We start from the raw sequence: 18545 nt of genomic DNA on the forward strand, positions 1-18545 counted from the left end.
GGAATGACAGCTTCAACTCAAGCCCCCACCAATGTCTTCGCCGGCAACACCGTCTGCTGCACCACGAGACCACGGGCGCGGGCATCCATCACGCCGACGGCGCGCAGCGCGAGCAGCGTGACCGTCTGCACGGCATCGCGCAGCTTGACCGGGTCCTCCAGATTGTCGGGCGCGAGCGGCCCGACCAGTGCCTCGTGCAGCGCGCCGAGCAGCGCGGTTGCCGCCAGCGCGGTATCCTGCACCGGCAGATGGCCGGCGCGCACGGCGGAATCGATCCGGGAGGCGATTTCGCCCGCGATCTCGCGCCGGCTCGCAAGCCGCGAGGCGCTGACATCGACGTCGACGGGCTCGGCCAGAATGCCCCAGGCGAGCTTGCGCTGGGAAAGCGTGTGCACCGCAACCGTGGTAACGGCGGCCGCCAGCGCCGAGGACGGACCGGGCGCGGCGTCGGCTGCCCGTCGGATCGCGGCGAGCTCGTCACGCGACACTTCGGCAATCAGTTCGGAGATCAGGTCGGCTTTTGAGGGAAAATAGCGGTAGACCGTTCCGGCCGCGACGTTGGCCCTGACCGCGACCGGGGCGATCTGCACCGCCACCATGCCGCCTTCCGCTGCAGCCTCCCGCGCCGCCGCCAGAATGGCGCTGCGCCGGGCGGCTAGGCGTTTCACCACTTGATGGGTCCGCCGGTAAACCATGGCGCACTTCCTGTCCCACGCGCCTGGCCGCGCGTTTCGGCCGAACGCTTCTTCACTGTTTTCGCTGCAAATCGCCCCGCAAGAACTGAACAACTATTCAGAGCGGATGACAAGACCTCAAATGTACGAAGCTGATCTACCAGCTCACGACGAGGCAGGGGACGAGGCAAGGCCCGGCGGGGACGCCGGCAGCTCACGCCAGTCGGCGACCGCACGGGCGACGACGAGCGCGGCAACGATCAGCGTCGCCGCAAGCCCGACCGGGATTTTCAGAAACGGGAAGCTCGCAAGCAGCGCGAGCACGAGGCCGAGCGCACAGGGCTCGTAAGCACGGAAGCCGTCATCGTATCCGGCGCGCACAAGCCAGGCGACGGGAATGGCCAACACCGCGAAATCATACATGTAGGTGTAGGGCGAACACAGCAACGTGCCGGTCGCGAGCGCAGCCGCCTTCAGCGCGTAAGGCAACTTGCTGCGCCACATCAGCACGAGCCCGATCGCGACAACACACGCCACCACCACCTGCAACGCCCAACCGAGTGTCTCGCTACCGCCAAGACAGCGCACCATCGCGAACACGCTTTGGAGCCTCAGCCAGGATTCCGTCCCCTCGGAGAGAACCGCCTTCGAGATCATCGGCATCCAATGGAAGAAGGCAGCCCAACTCTCGGCGCCAAACACGAGCATCGACGCGAGCGCGACGGACGCGGCGGTGACGGCTGCCGAGACGAAGACTTTCCATTCTCCGCTCGCGACAAGGACGAGCGGAAACAAGAGTCCGTATTGCGGCTTGTAGGTCAGGAGGCCCAGACAGATTCCGGCGAGCACGGGGCGACGCGGCAATAGATACAGCGTGCCGCCGATCAGGCTGGCGGTCAGAAAGCCGTTCTGTCCGATCGCAAGATTGTCGAAGGTCGCCGGAAACGCGATCGCAAGCATGACACCGAAGCTGCGCCCGACGATCGCGCGCATCAGCGCGACATAGGGCAGCATGCTGGCGAAGACCCAGCCCGCAAAAGCCACGGCATAGGGAAATTGCGCGAGGAAGGCGGCGACGAACAGGAACGGCGGCGGATAATGCCAGGCGAAGTAGCCGGCAAAATCCTGCCCCAACACGGCGACCTCGACCTGCTTCTGCACCTGCCAGTCCCACGCCTGCACCGCATGGCCGTCGAGCGCCAGCCTGCCGGCGGCCCACACGTTCACGAAATCGGTGGGGTTACCCAGCCCGTTCGCGTCATGGATCCAGGAATGCGAGATAAAGGCGAGCGGGAAATGCAGCAGCGTCAGGACGAGCAGCACGAGGCAGACGTTGAACAGCACGGACGGGACCGCGCCTGGCCGCAGGCCTGACGGCAGGCTCAAGGCGAGTTCGGCCATGCTGCATTCCCCTCAAGACGTCGCGCGCAGCGGCTGAAATGAAAGAGCCCCGGGAATACCGGGGCTCTTCGAATTCACGTCGATCGTCCGAACTTACTTCAGGCTGGACGAGATCGAGCCGAACTTGGAGTTCAGCGAGGTGCCGAGGTTATTGACCACGGTGATGATGGCCAGCGCGATGCCGGCGGCGATCAGACCGTATTCAATAGCGGTGGCGCCGGATTCATCCTTCACGAAGCGCGCAACGAGGTTTTTCATAGACTGCTCCAAAGAGTACACAAGGCTACAACTAGTCTGGTCTGACCGGCTTCCCAGCGCCGCGCGACCATGGAACCGACAGTAGCGACAAAGAATTGCACCGCAGTTAATTCGTCCGCGGAAACATGCAGCGGTTTGCGTGTATTCCGCAATGGTAAACCGAAATTGAAAACAATCAGTTAAATCGTCCGGAAACATACCGGCCACACCTCTGCCGGTTTACTCGAAGTTATGACCGTCATGGTCCAATGCCGCCCGCTAAAGCGCGAATCTTCATCGCGCTTTAGGTTCTTGTTTGAGCATGATCTTTTCGGAAAACCGCTTCACACTTTTCCGGATCATGCTTTGGAAGCCGGCAGGATCAACGTCCGGCAGAACGACGAGGCGGAATGTCCCTCTCCTCTACCTACAGCATGGCGATGCAAAGCCGCGCGCGCGTCCTGGTGCCGCTCTGCGTCGGCGCGGGCGCCTACCTATGCTTCCTCTTTATCGGCGACACGCTGCTCCAGGATTCCGACTCGTTCTGGCAGATCAAGATCGGGCAATGGATCCTCGATCATCGCGCGCTGCCCTATACGGACATCTACTCCTTCACGCGGACAGGCCAGCCCTGGATATCCACCTCATGGCTATCGCAAGTGCTGTTCGCGAGCTCCTATGGACAATGGGGTTGGGCCGGACCGGTGATCCTCACGACGGTTGCGATCGCGCTCACTGTCGCAATCTTCGTCTATCTGCTCGACGCACATCTCGAACTTCCGCGCTCGGTGCTGTTTGCGATGCTGGCGCTGCTTTTGTCGCTGCATCACCTGCTGGCGCGTCCGCACATCCTGGCGCTGCCCGTCATGGTGCTGTGGGCCGGCGTGTTGATGGCGGCCGCCGATCGCAGGAGCGCGCCGTCATGGCTCTGGCTCCCATTGATGGCATTGTGGGCGAACCTGCATGGCGGCTTCGTTCTGGGCCTGGCGTTGATCGGTCCGATCGCGCTCGAGGCGGTCGAGCACGCCGAGAAAGGACGACGGATTCAGCTATTCCTGCGCTGGGTGCTGTTCGGCATCGCCGCGCTGATCGCGAGCTGCGCCACGCCGTATGGCTGGAGGACGCTATGGGGCGCGACCAACATCCTCAACCTCGGCGAACTTCTGACGGTAATCTTCGAGTGGATGCCGGCGAATTTCGCCTCGTTCTCGGCGTTCGAAGGCGCACTGCTCGGCCTCATCGCCATCGGCTTCCATCGCGGCCTCGTGCTCTCGGCGCCGCGGATTTTCCTGATCCTGTTCCTGACCTGGAGCGCGCTGACGCATGTCAGGAGCATCGAGGCATTCGCGTTCCTGGTGCCGCTGGTGCTGGCCAAGCCGCTCGGGCAATTGTCACCGCGCCCCGCTCCGGACTCGGGCAGCGACGAAATCTGGCCGGCTCGCTACGTCACCGCAATAGGCGCGCTGATGATCGTGGCCGCTGGCTGGACCTCGACGGCGATCTATATGGGACATCACCGCTTCGCGTTCACGATGTTGCAGACGCCCGTCGCCGCGGCCGACCTGCTCGAGCAGCGCAAGGCGCAGCGGATCTTCAACGCCTACCAGTTCGGCGGCTATCTGATCTCGCGCGACGTCCCGGTCTTCGTCGACGGCCGCGCCGAACTCTATGGCGAGAAATTCGTCATGGACTTCTTCAAGGCGACCGAGGGCAAGCAGCCCGAGCTTCTGCCCCGCCTGCTCGACGAATATAAGATCAACGCGACGCTGCTGGTTGCCGATGCGCCGGGCCCGCAGATTCTCGATCATCTCAAGGGCTGGAAGCGGATCTATACGGATGACATCGCGGTGATCCATGTGCGGGACAATGCGCAAGTGGCTGACGCGCCCTCGTCCGCGACATCGAAATGATCCCCGCGTTCGCTATTTCCGCTGGTTCACGGGAATCACGAATTTCAGCGCCGACCAGACATCGTCCACGGCGCAAACCTTGACGTCGACGAGGCCGAGCGGCAGCGCCGTGTCCCGCACCACGACGTCGGTCAGGTCACTGGCGATGCCGCTCGCCCTTTTCGGCCATGACACCCAGATCATGCCATCAGGCGCGATCACCTGCCGGTAGCGGCGCAGCTTCGCAGCAAGCCCCTTCGCTTCGACCGCGAACAGATGCACGAGGTCGAGCGGAGCCTTGCCAGTGCTCACCAGCTGTACGCCAGCGGGCAACTCTCCGACGAGATCGCCATAGGCGACCGACAGGCCGTCCACAAAAATACAAAAGCCCGGCTTGATGCCGAGCTTTTGCGAGAGCGGTTTGCCGGAATAGCCGGCCATGGGTGCGCGAAGGCCTTACGCCTGCGGCTGCGGCTCCAGGCCGGGATCCGGATCGGGCCGCGGACGCGACTTGCCGGCCGGCGGCACCGCGGAAGCGCGCGGCGTGCTCGGCTCGAGCACAGACTCGCGGTTCGGCTTCTTGCCCTTGAGGAGATCGACGATCTCGTCGCCGCTCAGCGTCTCGAACTCGAGCAGGCCCTTGGCGAGCGTCTCGAGGTCGGCATGCTTCTCGGTGAGGATGCGGGTCGCTTCCTTGTAGCCCTCCTCGACCAGCCGCCTGATCTCGGAGTCGATCTTCTGGACGGTCGCTTCAGACGCGTTCTGCGTCCGCGACACCGACATGCCCAGGAACACCTCGTCCTGGTTCTCGCCGTAGGAGACCGTGCCGAGCTCTTCCGACAGGCCCCAGCGCGTCACCATCATGCGGGCAAGGCGCGTGGCCTGCTCGATGTCGGACGCCGCACCCGAGGTCACCTTCTCGCGGCCGAAGATCAGCTCTTCGGCGACGCGGCCGCCCATCATGATGGCGAGGCGCGAGGTCATCTGCTCAAGCGACATCGACAGCTTGTCGCGTTCGGGGAGCTGCATGACCATGCCGAGCGCGCGACCGCGCGGAATGATGGTCGCCTTGTGGATCGGATCGGTCGCAGGCACGTTGAGGCCGACGATGGCGTGGCCGCCCTCGTGATAGGCCGTCAGCAGCTTCTCTTCCTCGGTCATGACGAGCGACTTGCGCTCGGCGCCCATCATCACCTTGTCCTTGGCTTCCTCGAACTCGGCCTGGGTCACCATCCGCTTGTTGCGGCGGGCGGCAGTCAGGGCAGCCTCGTTGACGAGGTTCATCAGGTCGGCGCCGGAGAAGCCGGGCGTGCCGCGCGCGATGGTCTTGAGGTTGATATCCGGCGCCAGCGGCACCTTGCGGACGTGAACCTTCAAAATCTGCTCACGGCCGACGACGTCCGGATTGGGCACCACGACCTGGCGGTCGAAGCGGCCGGGACGCAGCAGCGCGGGATCGAGCACGTCGGGACGGTTGGTCGCGGCGATCAGGATCACACCTTCGTTCGCCTCGAAGCCGTCCATCTCGACCAGCAACTGGTTCAGCGTCTGCTCGCGCTCGTCATTGCCGCCGCCAAGGCCGGCGCCACGGTGACGGCCAACGGCGTCGATTTCGTCGATGAAGATGATGCAGGGCGCGTTCTTCTTGGCCTGCTCGAACATGTCGCGCACGCGGGAGGCGCCGACGCCGACGAACATCTCGACGAAGTCGGAGCCGGAAATGGTGAAGAACGGCACGTTGGCTTCGCCCGCAACCGCGCGCGCGATCAGCGTCTTGCCGGTGCCGGGCGGGCCGACCAGCAGCACGCCGCGCGGAATGCGGCCACCGAGCCGCTGGAATTTGCCGGGGTCGCGCAGGAATTCGACGATCTCCTGGAGGTCCTGCTTGGCCTCGTCGACGCCGGCGACGTCCTCGAAGGTGACGCGGCCATGCGCCTCGGTCAGCATCTTGGCGCGCGACTTGCCGAAGCCCATCGCCTTGCCGGCGCCACCCTGCATCTGGCGCGACAGGAAGATCCACACGCCGATCAGCGCGATGAAGGGCAGCCAGGAGACCAAGAGCGAGACGAACCACGGCACGTTGTCGCCCGGCGGCTTCGCGGTGATCTGGACCTTGCTGTCATAGAGGCGCTTCACCAGCGTCGGGTCGTTCGGCGCATAGGTCTGGAAGCTCGAGCCGTTGGTGAAGGTGCCGTGAATATCCGGCCCCTGGATCACGACGTCGCGCACATTGCCCCGATCGACCTCGCTCAGGAGCTGGGAGAAGGCGATGTCCTGGGAGGAGGCGCGCTGGCCGGGATTCTGGAAGAGCGTGAACAACGCCAATAGCAGCAAGACAATGATGACCCAGAGGGCGAAATTGCGCAGATTGGCGTTCATCGATCTTCCTTCGTGGTCGCGCGGATCGCGGCCCTATTCCTTGGGCAAGCTAGAGAAAATCCCCAAGGAATCCTCTCGGTTAGACGCATACAATTTAGGTGCCGCACCGGTCGCTGCCAAGGGAACGAGATGGGACTATTTATCCCATCTTAGCCCGATTCCCGCGGAAATAATGGCGGGGCAGGTTGGGTTTTTCCGGCCTGGTTAAGGTGTCCTGAGGGCAAGGGCCGAGCGGGCCGGTGTCATGATCCGCCCCTGATGCGCCGAGCCGGCGCCGGTTCGATCAGGATGCGCCCCCGGGACAGGCTGATGAGGGCCCCCGCGAGCGTCCGCTTGACCTGAGGTCGGCTGGTTCCGACGGTGCGCCGGCCCGAAGCCTCGATGCCGCGCTCAAGGACCGCCAAGAGGGCCTCGACCTTCCCCAGTTCCGCCGGCCCCTCGTGCCCGACGGCGTCGATCGCCCGCATCAGGAGCCGCAGGCGTACCTCCTCGGGCAGTGTGGCGAAGGCCGAGACCTCAAAGCTTCGCGCAGGCACATCGGACGGCGAACGGTCGCGATCTCTGAGCGCGAGAAAGCGCTCGGCGCCGTCAGCCAGCACGTCGACGGCGGCATTGGCGCGGGCTAGCCGCGCCGCGAGCCGCGCCAGGTTGCGCGCACTACCGCCTTCGGCCGCAAGCTGCGGCAAAAGCGCCCGCAGCCGCGGGCGCGTGAACGCGGTGTCGCGGTTGGTCGGATCGTCGGCGAAAGCGATATTGGCGCGCTTCAAGGTCGCAATGAGCTGCGACTTCGGCACGTCGAGCAGCGGGCGCGCCAGCGCGATCCCGTCCCGCTCCGTGACCGGCGCCATCGCGGACAGGCCGGCGATGCCGCTGCCGCGCAACAATCGCATCAGCAAAGTCTCGGCCTGATCGTCGCGGGTGTGGGCGGTGAGCACATGGGTCGCTCCGGTCGCGCGCGCGGCCTGCATGAGCAGGCCATAGCGCGCGTCCCGCGCGGCGGCGGGCAGACCGGTCCTCGGCTTGGCGCCGGTCCAGCGCATCGTCCGATGCGGCAGATCGAGCGACTGCGCCAGATGCTTGACGTCGCGCGCCTCACGCGCCGCTTCCGGCCGGAGGCCATGATCGACGGTGACCGCGACGAGCTGCGGGCCGCGAGCGAGGCTCTTGCGCCAGCGCGCGGCAAGCCACATCAGAGCGACGGAATCCGGTCCACCCGAAACCGCGAGCACGAGCGCCGGCGCGCGTCTGAAGTCGGCGAAGAGCAGCTTCGCCTCACGCGCCGAGATCGGAGAATTGTCGTCGTCTGACATGACGCTGCCCGCAGGATGGCGCGCCTATTTAGCGCAGCGCCATCCGCATTGTCAGCGCTCAAGAGCCGTTTCCGTTCCGATTGAATCGGAGCGGGGCTCCAGGCTCTAGTTTTGACGCGTTTTCTTCACGCGAACCGGTGTCCACTTCGCTGGAAAACGCTCTAATGAGGCAAAGCGGCTAGCACTTCACCCGCTTCTGCTCGCGATCGACGGCGGCCTTGACGCCGGCGGAGGCGCGCGGGAATTTGCGGCCGACCTCGCCAAAGGCCGCGCAGGCGGCTTCCTTCTCCTTCAGCGCGGCCAGCGACTGGCCGAGTCGCAGCAGGGAGTCCGGAGCCTTTGCGGACTTGTCGTACTTTGTGGTGACGGCGAGGAAGGCCTCCGCGGCGTCACGATATTGCTGACGCTGGAAGTAGCTTTCGCCGAGCCAGTACTGGGCGTCGCCGAGCAGGGGATCGCTCGGATATTTCTGCGTGAAGCTCTTCATGGTCTGCTCGGCCAGCGCATAGTCCTTGCGCTGAATGTAGCCGATGCCGAGATCGAACTCGTCGCGCGGCGATTGCGATGGCGGCTGGGTCGCCACACCACCGCCTGCGGCCGGCGCCGGATAACCGGGCTGCGCCGCGGGATAGCCGGGCTGTGCGGCCGGCGCTGCCGCTTGCGGATAGCGTCCGCCGGTGTTGGCGAGATCGAGCGGCTCGCCGGCGCCGCGGCCGCCGGGCGCGCCGACCGGTGCTCCCGCCGCCATCGGCTGCTGACCGCCGCCGAGCGCGCGCGGCGCACCGGGGGCATTGGGATTTTGGTTCGGATCGAACGCATCGCCACGGCGGCGGGTGCCGGGCGCTCCCGGCGCCGGCTGCTCCTGCACGATCGGCGCGGGCGCCGCGATCTGCGGGTCATAGGGTGACTGCTGCCCCGCCTGCTGCTGGCGATAGCCCGGCGCGGACTGCGCTGGCGGCGCGGCCGCGACGTTGGGCTGTTGTGCCGGCGCCTGCCCGGGGGCCCCTTGCGCACCCCCCTCGAGCTGCCGGAGGCGCTCCTCGAGCTGGCGGTTGCGGTATTGCAGCTCTTCATTTTGGCCAGTGAGCTGGCGCAGCTGGTTCTCGAGCCGCTCGATCCGCATCTCCGGGTCGGCGTCGTCCGACTGCGCGAAAACGGGCGAGCACAGCGAAAGCAGCGCGGCGATCGCCACGGTGCCAGTAAAAGCCTGGAATCTGGATGACATCTTGCCCTGACGACGAAAGCGACGTGGCGCGCGGCGGACAACTCGCCGCGCGAGACATTGAGAGAGGGAGTACGCCAAAAATGTGTCTGGGACCAAGGGCTTTCTATGACCTGATCCGTGAAACGAAACCGGCGCCCAAGGGGGCGCCGGCAAATCAGGTTTCCTTAGTCAGGTTTCCTTGGCGGAACGGCGCACGGCGCGCTGGTCAGGAGCTCGCGTTCAGCACGGTGACGGCGCGACGGTTCTGCGACCAGCAGGAGATGTCATTACAGACGGCGACCGGCCGCTCCTTGCCGTAGGAGATGGTACGCATGCGGTTCGGGTCGATGCCGCGCGAAGCCAGGAACGAGCGCACCGACTGGGCACGGCGCGCGCCGAGCGCGATGTTGTATTCACGGGTTCCGCGTTCATCCGCGTGACCTTCAATGGTGAAGGTGTAGCGCGGGTAGCTCTGCAGCCACTGCGCCTGCTTCTCCAGCGTGACGATCGCCTGCGGCGTCAGATCGGTCTGATCGCTCTCGAAGAACACGCGGTCGCCCACGTTGACGACGAAATCCTGCTGGCTACCCGGTGTCGCAGCATTGGCCATCGCATCCGAAGCAAGGTTCTTGTTGGCGCAGGCGCCCATCGACAGCGCGACGGCAAGCACCGCGACCAGCTTCAATCCCTGGAGGATACGCATAGGATGTTTCATTCCGGAGCCTCCACGCTCACGTTAGTCCACTGCCGTCCGGTCTACAGGGGGTTGGTTAAGCGAACGTTCCGTCAACCTTGATGGGACGTTGCCACGGCCGGTCAAATGCCCCCGATCGGCGAAAAGCAACCGCGATGGTTAATGGGTTGTAAATGTGGCGCGACGGTGAAGGCAAGCCGCGTTGGCCGGCAGAAACGCCTGTTTTGCCAGAAATTTGGGCGCGCCGACCCAAGATGAACAGGAAATGCCGGCGGAGCGGCGCAGTGGCTCAGCACCCTGCCCGGATCAGGCGCGGGCTGCGTCCGCCACCAGCACCCGTCGCTGCGCGACCTGGCGCTCACCGCGGCGCCCAAACAGCATCCGCCGCTCGAAAGCGGTCGAACGCATGACCGGATAGCGTTCAAAGACTCTTTGCCGGAAGGTCGGGAAATCCGCTGCCATGAGCCCGAACGGCTTCGTGAGACCGGGAACCAGCCGCGGCTCGCCGATGGTCGCATGCAGGAAAACCCGCCGATAGAAAGCCTGATGCTCGGCACGCACGATCGCGAGGCCGAGATCGGCTTTGAAATGCTCGCAGGCCATGTAAGCGATTCGCAGCGTCAGATACGGCAATTCCGGAACCCGCTTCGCCATGTCGGGATCAGCGACAAAACGTGTCGGATCGACCATGACCTCGCCGCGGTCAAGTCTCGGAAGCAGGATGTCGGGAAACACGTCGGTTGAGGTGGACTCGCGCCATTCCGCTGTCAGCAAACTGATGCGCACGGAGCTACAGAGCTCGCCCTGGAGATAGACGCCGAAGGTCCACGCGTTGGGCAGATCGTCATACCGGTCGGTGACCCGGCCGTCAGGGCTCTCCTTGACGGCCCCTTCCCGCAGATATGCACGGTAGCGGAGGTTGTAGATCTCCTCCTTCTCCTCGTGGGTCTCGGCAAGACGATAGTCGACGTCGGTCAGGAGGTCTGCTCCCTGTCCAGCAGCCGAAATGACCGATCGGGCTGAGGACTGCATCCAAACTCCTTACGCAACACCCATCATAACACGCGAAACAACTTCAGCGCGCGTGACAATCCATTAACACCTTCTTAACCGCGACGCAAAGCAATCGATCGATTAGGGTTAACCCGTGCGACTACGGAGCCCCTGGCAACACACTGATGCTGTTGGAAATTTCAGGAAACCGATTACGCGAAGGAGCGCGATCCGACAACCTGGAGCCCGTCTTCGCCACGGCGGCCATGGGAGGCGTTGAGGAGTTGACGCATCCGTACCGCAGGGACCGGGCGGCTGAACAGATAACCCTGGGCTTCCGTGACGGTGCCGTCGGCGCTGATCAGCTCGAGCTGCTCGTTGGTCTCGATGCCCTCGACCACGACCGCCATGCCGAGATCGGCCGACAGCCGCGCCACGCCGCGCAGCAGCGTGAGCGGCCGGTCGGTGTCGATGCCTTCGAGGAAGGAGCGGTCGATCTTCACCTTCTGCATCGGGAAGTTATGCAGGTAGCTGAGGCTCGAATAACCGGTGCCGAAGTCATCGAGCGAGATGCTGACCCCGAGCGCGTGAAGCTGCGACAGGATGTCGTGGGTGAGCTGGGTGTTGCGCAACAGCGAGGATTCGGTGATCTCGATCTCCAGCCGATGCGCCGGGAGGCCAGAGACCTCCAGCGCGTAACGGATTTCGCTGAGCACGTCGCGCTGGTGGAACTGCTGTGGCGAGAAGTTGACGGCGACGCTGACGCCCTCGGGCCACTTCATGCATTCCATACAGGCGCGGCGCAGGATCCAGCGGCCGAGATCGACGATCAGACCCATGTCCTCGGCAACCGGAATGATGTCGACCGGCGAAACCGTGCCGCGCACCGGATGGTTCCAGCGCAGCAGCGCCTCGCAGGTCGTAATCTTGCCGGTCTTCAGATTGACCAGCGGCTGATAGAACAGCTCGAACTCCTCGTTGGCGAGCGCCTTGCGCAGATCGAGCTCGAGGATGCGGCGGGCCTCGACGGTCGCAGCCATTTCGTCGCGGAAGAAGCAGAAGGTGCCGCGGCCGTCGGCCTTGGCGCGGTAGAGCGCCATGTCGGCGTTCTTCAAAAGCGTATCGGCGCTGGAGCCCTCGGGCGAGGTCAACGCGATGCCGACGCTGGCGCCGATCTCGACCAGATGATTGTCGATACGATAACGCTCGCTGAGCCGCTCGACGATGCGGCGGGCAAGCGCCGCGGCATCCTCGGGCGCGTTGATGTTCTGCTGGAACACGACGAACTCGTCGCCGCCGAAGCGGGCGACGAAATCTTCGGGGCGCAGCATCTCGCGCAGGCGATTCGCCACCGCGCACAGAAGCTGGTCGCCGCAGGGGTGGCCAAGCGTGTCGTTGACCTGCTTGAACTGGTCGAGATCGACGAACAGCAGCGCGGAAAGGCGCTCGGCATCGTGCGAGATCGCGAGCAGCCGCTCGATCTCATCGCGGAAGCTGACCCTGTTCGGCAGCGCCGTGAGCTCGTCATAGCGTGCCAGATGGCTGATCTTGGCTTCCGCATTGGTGCGCTCGGTGATGTCCTCGAGCAGCAGCACCGTGCCGCCGCCGGCCATCGGCTGGAACGTCCATGACAGCGTGCGGCAGCGCTTCAGATCGGGATCGGTGGTGACGATCTCCTTCATCTGCGCGCCCTCGATCTCGCCGAGGATCATGTCGCCGCTCTCCGCCGAGATCGAACCGGCGGCCACGCAGGCCGCGACGATGTCGGCGGCGCTGGCGCCGCGAGTGACGAAATTCTCCGACAGCACCATCAAGTCACCGAAGCGATGGTTCATCACTGCAAGCCGCCCGTCGGCGCGGAACATGCACAGGCCGTGCGGCATGTTGTTCAGCGCGGTATCGAACTGGCTCGCCAGCGCGGATTCGCGGAAACTCGAGGTCAGAGCCTTGACGAAGATCGCGTGCAGGCTGAGGTTGATGTTCTTCAAGCCGATGAAGAACAGGACGAGCAGCACGGCGAGCCCGATGTAGTAGAATCCGCCATGCAGCAGCAGGGCGAGCGACATCGGACCGCAGGCAAGTATGACGTGCCATTGGATCACCCTGGGCTGGCCGTAGTTGCGGGCCGCTCCTCCGGCCGTGTAACCGACCGTGACGGCGACGCAGAGCATGTTCGCGACCGGATCGTCGTTGTTGAAGATGACGACGAAGCACCACAGGCCGAGCACCCCTGCATAGATGAGCGCGCCGAGCCAGTAGCGCGGCTCCAGGTGCCTGGCCTGTTCGAACGTCAAGGCCAGCGTTTGGTCTTCGTATCCTCGCATCTGGAACGCGCGCGCGGTCCCGACTGCGATCAGCAGAAACGCGATCGGCCACAGCAAGACGTCGCCGGTCTTCATCGCAGTCATGACCGCGGCCACGGCTGCGGAAGCCGAGCCTAGGAAGATCGCCCAGAAATTCTGCACCATGGAGTTGATGAGAGCGGCGTAGAGTATGGGCTCCAGCTCGTCTCGATCACTCTGCTTCTGGTCGGCCAGCTGCATCGACTTGTTACGCGTCCTGTTTGGAGCGTACTTTTACCCAGCCGAGATGAAGTCTTTCTGAGGGAACATCGTTAAAGTCGCGTTGTTTTGAACCTTCAGCGAACTAATTTCTGCTGAAATATCAAGCAACTGGGCAAGCTTTGCCGGGCACAAGGTGAAGGAAAGCTTGCCGCAATCGACGAAAGCGGAAAACTCGGCGCTGTTTTTCGAAAACTTCGCGCCGATGAACGCGCAACGATGCCGGCCATTATTGGCCCGACGTCGAGGACAGCAGCGGCGACCAGGCGGGGTCGGACGCGTAGCCCGGTGTCGGCACCTTCTGCTCGTTGCGGCCGGAGATGTCGACGCTGAACAGCGACGGCCCACCATTGCCGCCGGGGTCGCGGAAGAACATCACGACGCGGCCGTTCGGCGCAAACGTCGGGCCTTCATTGTGGAAGCCGGAGGTGAGAAGGCGCTCGCCACTACCATCAGGCTTGATGATGCCGATCGAAAACTGTCCGCCGCCTTGTCGCGTGAACGCGATGTAGTCGCCGCGCGGCGACCACACCGGCGTCGAATAGCTGGCGCTGGTGTCATCCTTGGCGAAGGAGATGCGCTGCGCCGGTCCGCCGCTTGCCGCCATCACATAGATCTGCGGCTTGCCGCCGCGATCGGACTCGAAGCAGATGCGGGTGCCATCCGGTGAGTACGAAGGAGAAGTGTCGATCGCCGGCGTGTCTGTGAGCCGCGTCGTCGAGCGCGAGCGCAGATCCATCACGAACAGGTTCGAATTGCCGCCCTGCTGGAGGCTCATGATCACGCGCTGGCCGTCCGGCGAGAACCGCGGCGCAAAGGTCATGCCCGGGAAATTGCCGACGATTTCGCGCTGCCCGGTTTCGATGTTGTAGAGATAGACCTTCGGATCGCCCTGGCCGAACTCCATATAGGTGATCTCTTGCGAGTTCGGTGAGAAGCGGGGCGTCAGCACGAGGTCCGAGCCGCGCGTCAGATAGCGCACATTGGCGCCGTCCTGGTCCATGATCGCGAGCTTCTTGACGCGGCGCTCCTTCGGCCCGCTCTCGTCGACGAAGACGACGCGGCTGTCGAAATAGCCCGTCTCGCCGGTGAGGCGCTGATAGATCTGGTCGGAGATGATGTGGGCGATGCGGCGCCAATATTCCGGCGAGGTGAAATATTGCTGGCCAGTGAGCTGCTGGCCCGAGACGACGTCCCACAGGCGGAATTCGGCCTTGAGCCGGCCGTCGGGCTGGCGCGTCATGCGGCCGGTGACCAGCGCCTGGGCGTTGATCTGCTTCCAGCTCTGGAATTGCGGCGCGACGTCGATGTTGCTGATGCGCTCCAGATAGGCCGCCTGGTCGATCGGATTGAACAGGCCTGAGCGCTTGAGGTTGTTGGTGATCACCTGCGTCACGCCGGCACCGACCTCGCCATCCGAGGGCGAGCCCGCGACAAAGTTCGGGATCGCGATCGGAATCGGCTGGAAATCGGTCGGGTTCACCTGGAGGCGTCCCTGCGCAAACGCAGAGCGGCCGGCCAGCACGGTGGCGGTCGAGCCTGCGGCGATGATGAAGCCACGTCGAGAAAGCAATTGCATCTTATTCATCTGGGTTATGTCTTTTCACGCTTACAGCATGTCTTTGAGGCCGAACGTCATCGGAATGAACTTCCAAGTGTCGTATTGCGCCTTGGGCAGGAATGCATAGGCCTGACACTCCTCGACCGCGCGCTTCGCGCTCTCGGCCATCGCCGTGCCGACCGAGCGCGACGGTCCGCGCACGGCGACGATCGTGGGCGAGGAGGCAACCGTGCCGTCCGGACGCATCTGGATGTCGATGTCGACCTCGAACTGATCGGCGTCCTGGCCATTATAGGGGAATCTGAAGCAGCGCCTCACGGCGGCGACGAACGCGCCCTTCCAGGTCGCGACGATCGCGGTATCCTTGCCGTTCTGCGTGCCGAGCGCACTGGTCGCATTCGGCGTCGCGCCCGTCATCTCGTGACGCGTCGGATCGCGCTTGTCCTCGAGCTTGGCCATGATGTCCATGGGATTGAACGGTCGGTCCTTCGGCTTCGGCGGCTGCGGCTTGGCAGCTTCCTGCTTCGGCGGCGGAGGCTTCTTCTCCTTCTCCGGCTTGTTCAGGGCCTCGGCGATCGGATCGACCTTTTCCTCGGGCTTCTTCTCGGCCTGCTTGGTCTCGTCCTTGGGCTTGGTCTCCTGGACGGGCTTCGGCGGATCCGGCTTCTTCTCGACGGGCTTCTCCACCGGCTTCGGCGGCGGCGGCGTCGTGTTGGTCTGGATCAGCTCCTTCTTGGTGGTGATCTTGCCCTGGGACTCCTCGGGCGGCGTCACCTCGGGAGCGACCTTGTCGACCTTGGGCTTCTGCTTGTCCTTCTCCGCGGTCTGAATGCCGGCGGTCGCCTTGGCGGGCTGATCCATCGAGATGTCGACGGGAATGATGGACTCTTCCGGAACTTCGAGCGCGCGCGAGCTAAAGGAGATCAACCCCCAGCCGATCACGAGGACGTGGAGGACAATCGACGCAACAACAGTCTTGTCGACTTTGACCTTCATCCCTGCTCCGGGATAATCACGATATTGGCCTTGAAGCCGGCGGCCCGCACCTGCCCAAGCAGCTTCATCATGTCGGTGTAGCAGACGTCCTTGTCACCGCGCAGATAGACGACCCGGTCGGCGTCGGACCGCGTGTCCTTGATCGCCTCGATCTTGGACTGAAGATCGCCAGCCGAGATCGGGCTGTCGCCGAGATACAATTCCACGTTCGAATTGCAGCCGCCGGTCGTCCGCTTCACCGACAGCGTCAAGGGCGGCGCATTCGAGGAGATCGACTTGCCGCCGTTGGCGACCGGCAGATCGATATCGATGTTGGAGGTCATGAGCGGCGCTGCGACCATGAAGATGATGAGCAGCACCAGCATCACGTCGACCATCGGCGTGACGTTGATTTCGGCCATGACCGATTTACGCCGGCTGCGGCGGCCGCCGCCACCGGACGAACTGGCTACGTTCATCGCCATGATCTAGAGCCCACGATCGTCTTCACTATAGCGTCCATCACCCACGCTCGTCGATCTGACGGGACAGGATGGCTGAAAATTCATCCGCAAAGCCCTCGAGGCGCTGGGCCTGCCGGTTCACCTCGGAGGTGAACTTATTGTAGAAAATAGTGGCAGGAATGGCGGCGATAAGGCCGATTGCGGTCGCAAACAGCGCCTCCGCGATGCCGGGCGCGACCACCGCCAGGGAGGTATTTTTCGATGCCGCGATCGACTGGAAGCTCGACATGATGCCCCAGACCGTGCCGAACAGGCCGACGAAGGGGCCGGCCGAGCCGACGGTCGCGAGCACCAGAAGGCGGCGCTCCAGCCGCTCGATCTCACGCGCGATGGACACGTTCATCACCTTCTCGATGCGCATCTGAAGGCCGGCAACCGAGCGCGCGTGGCTCTCGAAGGAACGCTTCCATTCGCGCATCGCCGCGACGAAGCAGGCTGCCATCGAATGGGTCGGCTTGACCGACAGCGTGCGATAGAGTTCCTCGATCGACTCGCCGGACCAGAACGCCTGCTCGAAGCGGTCCATCGAGCGGCGGGTGCGGGCATAGAGAAAGATCTTGTCGATCGCGATCGCCCAGACCCAGACCGAGCAGGACAACAGCCCGAGCATGACCGCCTTCACGATCCAGTGAGCCTGCCAGAACAGCGCGATGAGCGACACGTCGGCGGAAGCAGCAACCGGCAGGGCTGACTGAGCGACGTCGGCCGGGTTCATAAGCAGTATCCTCTCAAGGCGATCGTTCCATGTCCTCCGGGAGCAAATGGCTGCCGGTTCCCCAAAGCCGCGCGGGTCGCGCGCACCTGCCAAGCCTGCGCAAAGCCTTGTCTTTTTGGATTGCAGCGGCCCGTCCGAAGCCGGCCGTCTGCTTTCCCTGCCAAGATGTCAAAACTAAGGGCCTCGACTAAGCCTTTGGGCGCGACTTGCCGACCTTACCAGACGCCGACGATAGTTAATGCGGGGTTAGCGCGGGCGGATTTGCCTGCCGGAATGGTAGGCGGTGCAGGCGGTTGGCGGGGGCGCCTGCCACGAATTGCTCTGGCTGCCGGCCCAGAGCGAGGTCGGTTCCCTCCCCCCTTGCGGGGGGCCAGGGAGGGGGGGTGCCCCTCGGGGACCCCCACGCCCTGTGCTCGATGATATTCGAAAGATAGACTTCCGCCGGGGCTAGCCCTCCCCCGCCCCCTCAGGGCAATCGCATATGCAAAAGAAGCGGGTGAGCGGCCTCTTTGCGGCCCATCCTTCGAGACGCCCGCCGTTGGCGGGCTCCTCAGGATGAGGTCTAGTTTCGCGGCAAAATCTTAGACCCTCATGGTGAGGAGCGCCGCTTGCGGCGCGTCTCGAACCATAAGGCCGAGCACGTTCACCAACCCATATGCGAGGAAAGGTCGAGAGAGCCCAGCGGAGCACGCGCCGCGCGAAATCGCCTGACCGGCCGATCATTCTGCTCGCTCGACAAATGAACCGTATGGTGCGTGTGAGGCACAAAACACGCGAGCACATCCGATGGGAAAGATTCGATGCGAGCTGCACGGCTCATAGGCGTTGTCATGCTCGCGGTTGCCGCAACCACGGCGGCCGCGCAGGCCGGCCGCTGGACCTACCACGAAGAGAGAAATGACGGGCACATCCTCGCCTATGTCGAGGACGGCAAGATCGTGTTCGAGCTCGCGTGTGGCCGCGGCTTCTCCCTGCTCATCAAGCACCCAGCGCAAGCGAAGACGGATGGCAAGGCGCGCCTCACACTCGCCGCCGGAAAGAACAACATCAATCTCGCCGGCGAATACGTTCCGCCGGCCGAAAACTCGGCGGCCAATTTCTACCAGAGCTATCTCGGCTACGGCAAAAACGATGAGAGAGTCTATGGCAAGCGATGGCAGGAGCTCGAGTCCCGCCTGCTCGACGCGATCGAATCCAAATCGGGCTTTACGATCGCGGCCGGCGAGTCAAATTATCATCTGCCAGGGGTCGACATCGACAAGTGGCGCAGGCCCTTCGACCTCTGCGGCTATGGCTTTTGGGTGACGCCAAGCGAATTTCCGAGCGAGACCAACTAGCCTCGCGGCGTTGCGCTCCCCATCGCTCGTTGAATTTCAAGGTCGGTGGTGCACGCGCCTCCGCCTTGCTAGAGCCCCAAACTGTAGCTCT

Annotated in this window: 16 protein-coding genes; 2 read left to right on the forward strand and 14 right to left on the reverse strand. The window is 64.0% G+C overall.

What is annotated here, in order from left to right; translation table 11 throughout:
• Positions 1-17: 17 nt before the first annotated feature.
• From NLM33_RS25450 to NLM33_RS25460, 3 genes are all read right to left on the reverse strand, one after another.
• On the reverse strand, positions 18-695 hold the full coding sequence (locus NLM33_RS25450; protein WP_254099890.1) for a TetR/AcrR family transcriptional regulator: 678 nt from the start codon (positions 693-695) through the stop codon (positions 18-20).
• Between the two features lie 144 nt (positions 696-839).
• A complete protein-coding gene (locus tag NLM33_RS25455) occupies positions 840-2075 on the reverse strand; it encodes a glycosyltransferase family 87 protein (RefSeq protein WP_254099892.1) in 1236 nt (411 codons plus the stop codon).
• Between the two features lie 93 nt (positions 2076-2168).
• Positions 2169-2333 (reverse strand): Flp family type IVb pilin, encoded by a 165-nt coding sequence (locus NLM33_RS25460; protein WP_027521915.1) that lies wholly within the window; start codon positions 2331-2333, stop codon positions 2169-2171.
• Between the two features lie 389 nt (positions 2334-2722).
• Between NLM33_RS25460 and NLM33_RS25465 the strand changes: the two genes are divergently transcribed.
• The gene (locus tag NLM33_RS25465; protein WP_254099894.1) at positions 2723-4222 is read left to right on the forward strand and encodes a hypothetical protein; all 1500 of its coding nucleotides are present in this window, start codon (positions 2723-2725) and stop codon (positions 4220-4222) included.
• 12 nt (positions 4223-4234) lie between these two features.
• Here NLM33_RS25465 and NLM33_RS25470 read toward each other — a convergent pair whose 3' ends face one another.
• The 11 genes from NLM33_RS25470 to tolQ form a co-directional block, all read right to left on the reverse strand.
• The gene (locus NLM33_RS25470) at positions 4235-4642 is read right to left on the reverse strand and encodes a DUF3052 domain-containing protein (RefSeq protein WP_254099896.1); all 408 of its coding nucleotides are present in this window, start codon (positions 4640-4642) and stop codon (positions 4235-4237) included.
• A 15-nt stretch (positions 4643-4657) separates the two neighbouring features.
• Positions 4658-6580: an ATP-dependent zinc metalloprotease FtsH gene (gene ftsH, locus NLM33_RS25475; RefSeq protein ID WP_254099898.1), complete on the reverse strand. Its 1923-nt coding sequence runs from the start codon at positions 6578-6580 to the stop codon at positions 4658-4660.
• Positions 6581-6822: 242 nt separating this feature from the next.
• Positions 6823-7890: a tRNA lysidine(34) synthetase TilS gene (tilS, locus tag NLM33_RS25480; protein WP_254099900.1), complete on the reverse strand. Its 1068-nt coding sequence runs from the start codon at positions 7888-7890 to the stop codon at positions 6823-6825.
• Between the two features lie 178 nt (positions 7891-8068).
• Positions 8069-9115, reverse strand: a complete 1047-nt coding sequence (ybgF, locus tag NLM33_RS25485) for a tol-pal system protein YbgF (protein ID WP_254099902.1) — start codon at positions 9113-9115, stop codon at positions 8069-8071.
• A gap of 205 nt (positions 9116-9320) precedes the next feature.
• Positions 9321-9809: a peptidoglycan-associated lipoprotein Pal gene (gene pal / locus NLM33_RS25490; protein WP_254099904.1), complete on the reverse strand. Its 489-nt coding sequence runs from the start codon at positions 9807-9809 to the stop codon at positions 9321-9323.
• 285 nt (positions 9810-10094) lie between these two features.
• Positions 10095-10820, reverse strand: a complete 726-nt coding sequence (locus NLM33_RS25495) for a hypothetical protein (protein WP_254099906.1) — start codon at positions 10818-10820, stop codon at positions 10095-10097.
• Between the two features lie 173 nt (positions 10821-10993).
• Positions 10994-13324, reverse strand: a complete 2331-nt coding sequence (locus NLM33_RS25500; RefSeq protein WP_254099908.1) for a bifunctional diguanylate cyclase/phosphodiesterase — start codon at positions 13322-13324, stop codon at positions 10994-10996.
• Positions 13325-13571: 247 nt separating this feature from the next.
• Positions 13572-14930: a Tol-Pal system beta propeller repeat protein TolB gene (gene tolB, locus NLM33_RS25505; RefSeq protein ID WP_254099910.1), complete on the reverse strand. Its 1359-nt coding sequence runs from the start codon at positions 14928-14930 to the stop codon at positions 13572-13574.
• Positions 14931-14951: 21 nt separating this feature from the next.
• Positions 14952-15899, reverse strand: a complete 948-nt coding sequence (locus NLM33_RS25510; protein ID WP_254099912.1) for a protein TolA — start codon at positions 15897-15899, stop codon at positions 14952-14954.
• A complete protein-coding gene (locus NLM33_RS25515) occupies positions 15896-16363 on the reverse strand; it encodes a biopolymer transporter ExbD (RefSeq protein WP_254099914.1) in 468 nt (155 codons plus the stop codon). Before NLM33_RS25515 ends, NLM33_RS25510 begins: the two co-directional genes overlap by 4 nt.
• 37 nt (positions 16364-16400) lie before the next feature.
• The gene (gene tolQ / locus NLM33_RS25520) at positions 16401-17117 is read right to left on the reverse strand and encodes a protein TolQ (protein WP_254099916.1); all 717 of its coding nucleotides are present in this window, start codon (positions 17115-17117) and stop codon (positions 16401-16403) included.
• A gap of 800 nt (positions 17118-17917) precedes the next feature.
• Between tolQ and NLM33_RS25525 the strand changes: the two genes are divergently transcribed.
• Positions 17918-18454 (forward strand): hypothetical protein, encoded by a 537-nt coding sequence (locus NLM33_RS25525; RefSeq protein ID WP_254099918.1) that lies wholly within the window; start codon positions 17918-17920, stop codon positions 18452-18454.
• The last annotated feature ends 91 nt before the right edge of the window (positions 18455-18545 follow it).

This window comes from Bradyrhizobium sp. CCGUVB1N3, from assembly GCF_024199925.1.
Lineage (GTDB): Bacteria > Pseudomonadota > Alphaproteobacteria > Rhizobiales > Xanthobacteraceae > Bradyrhizobium.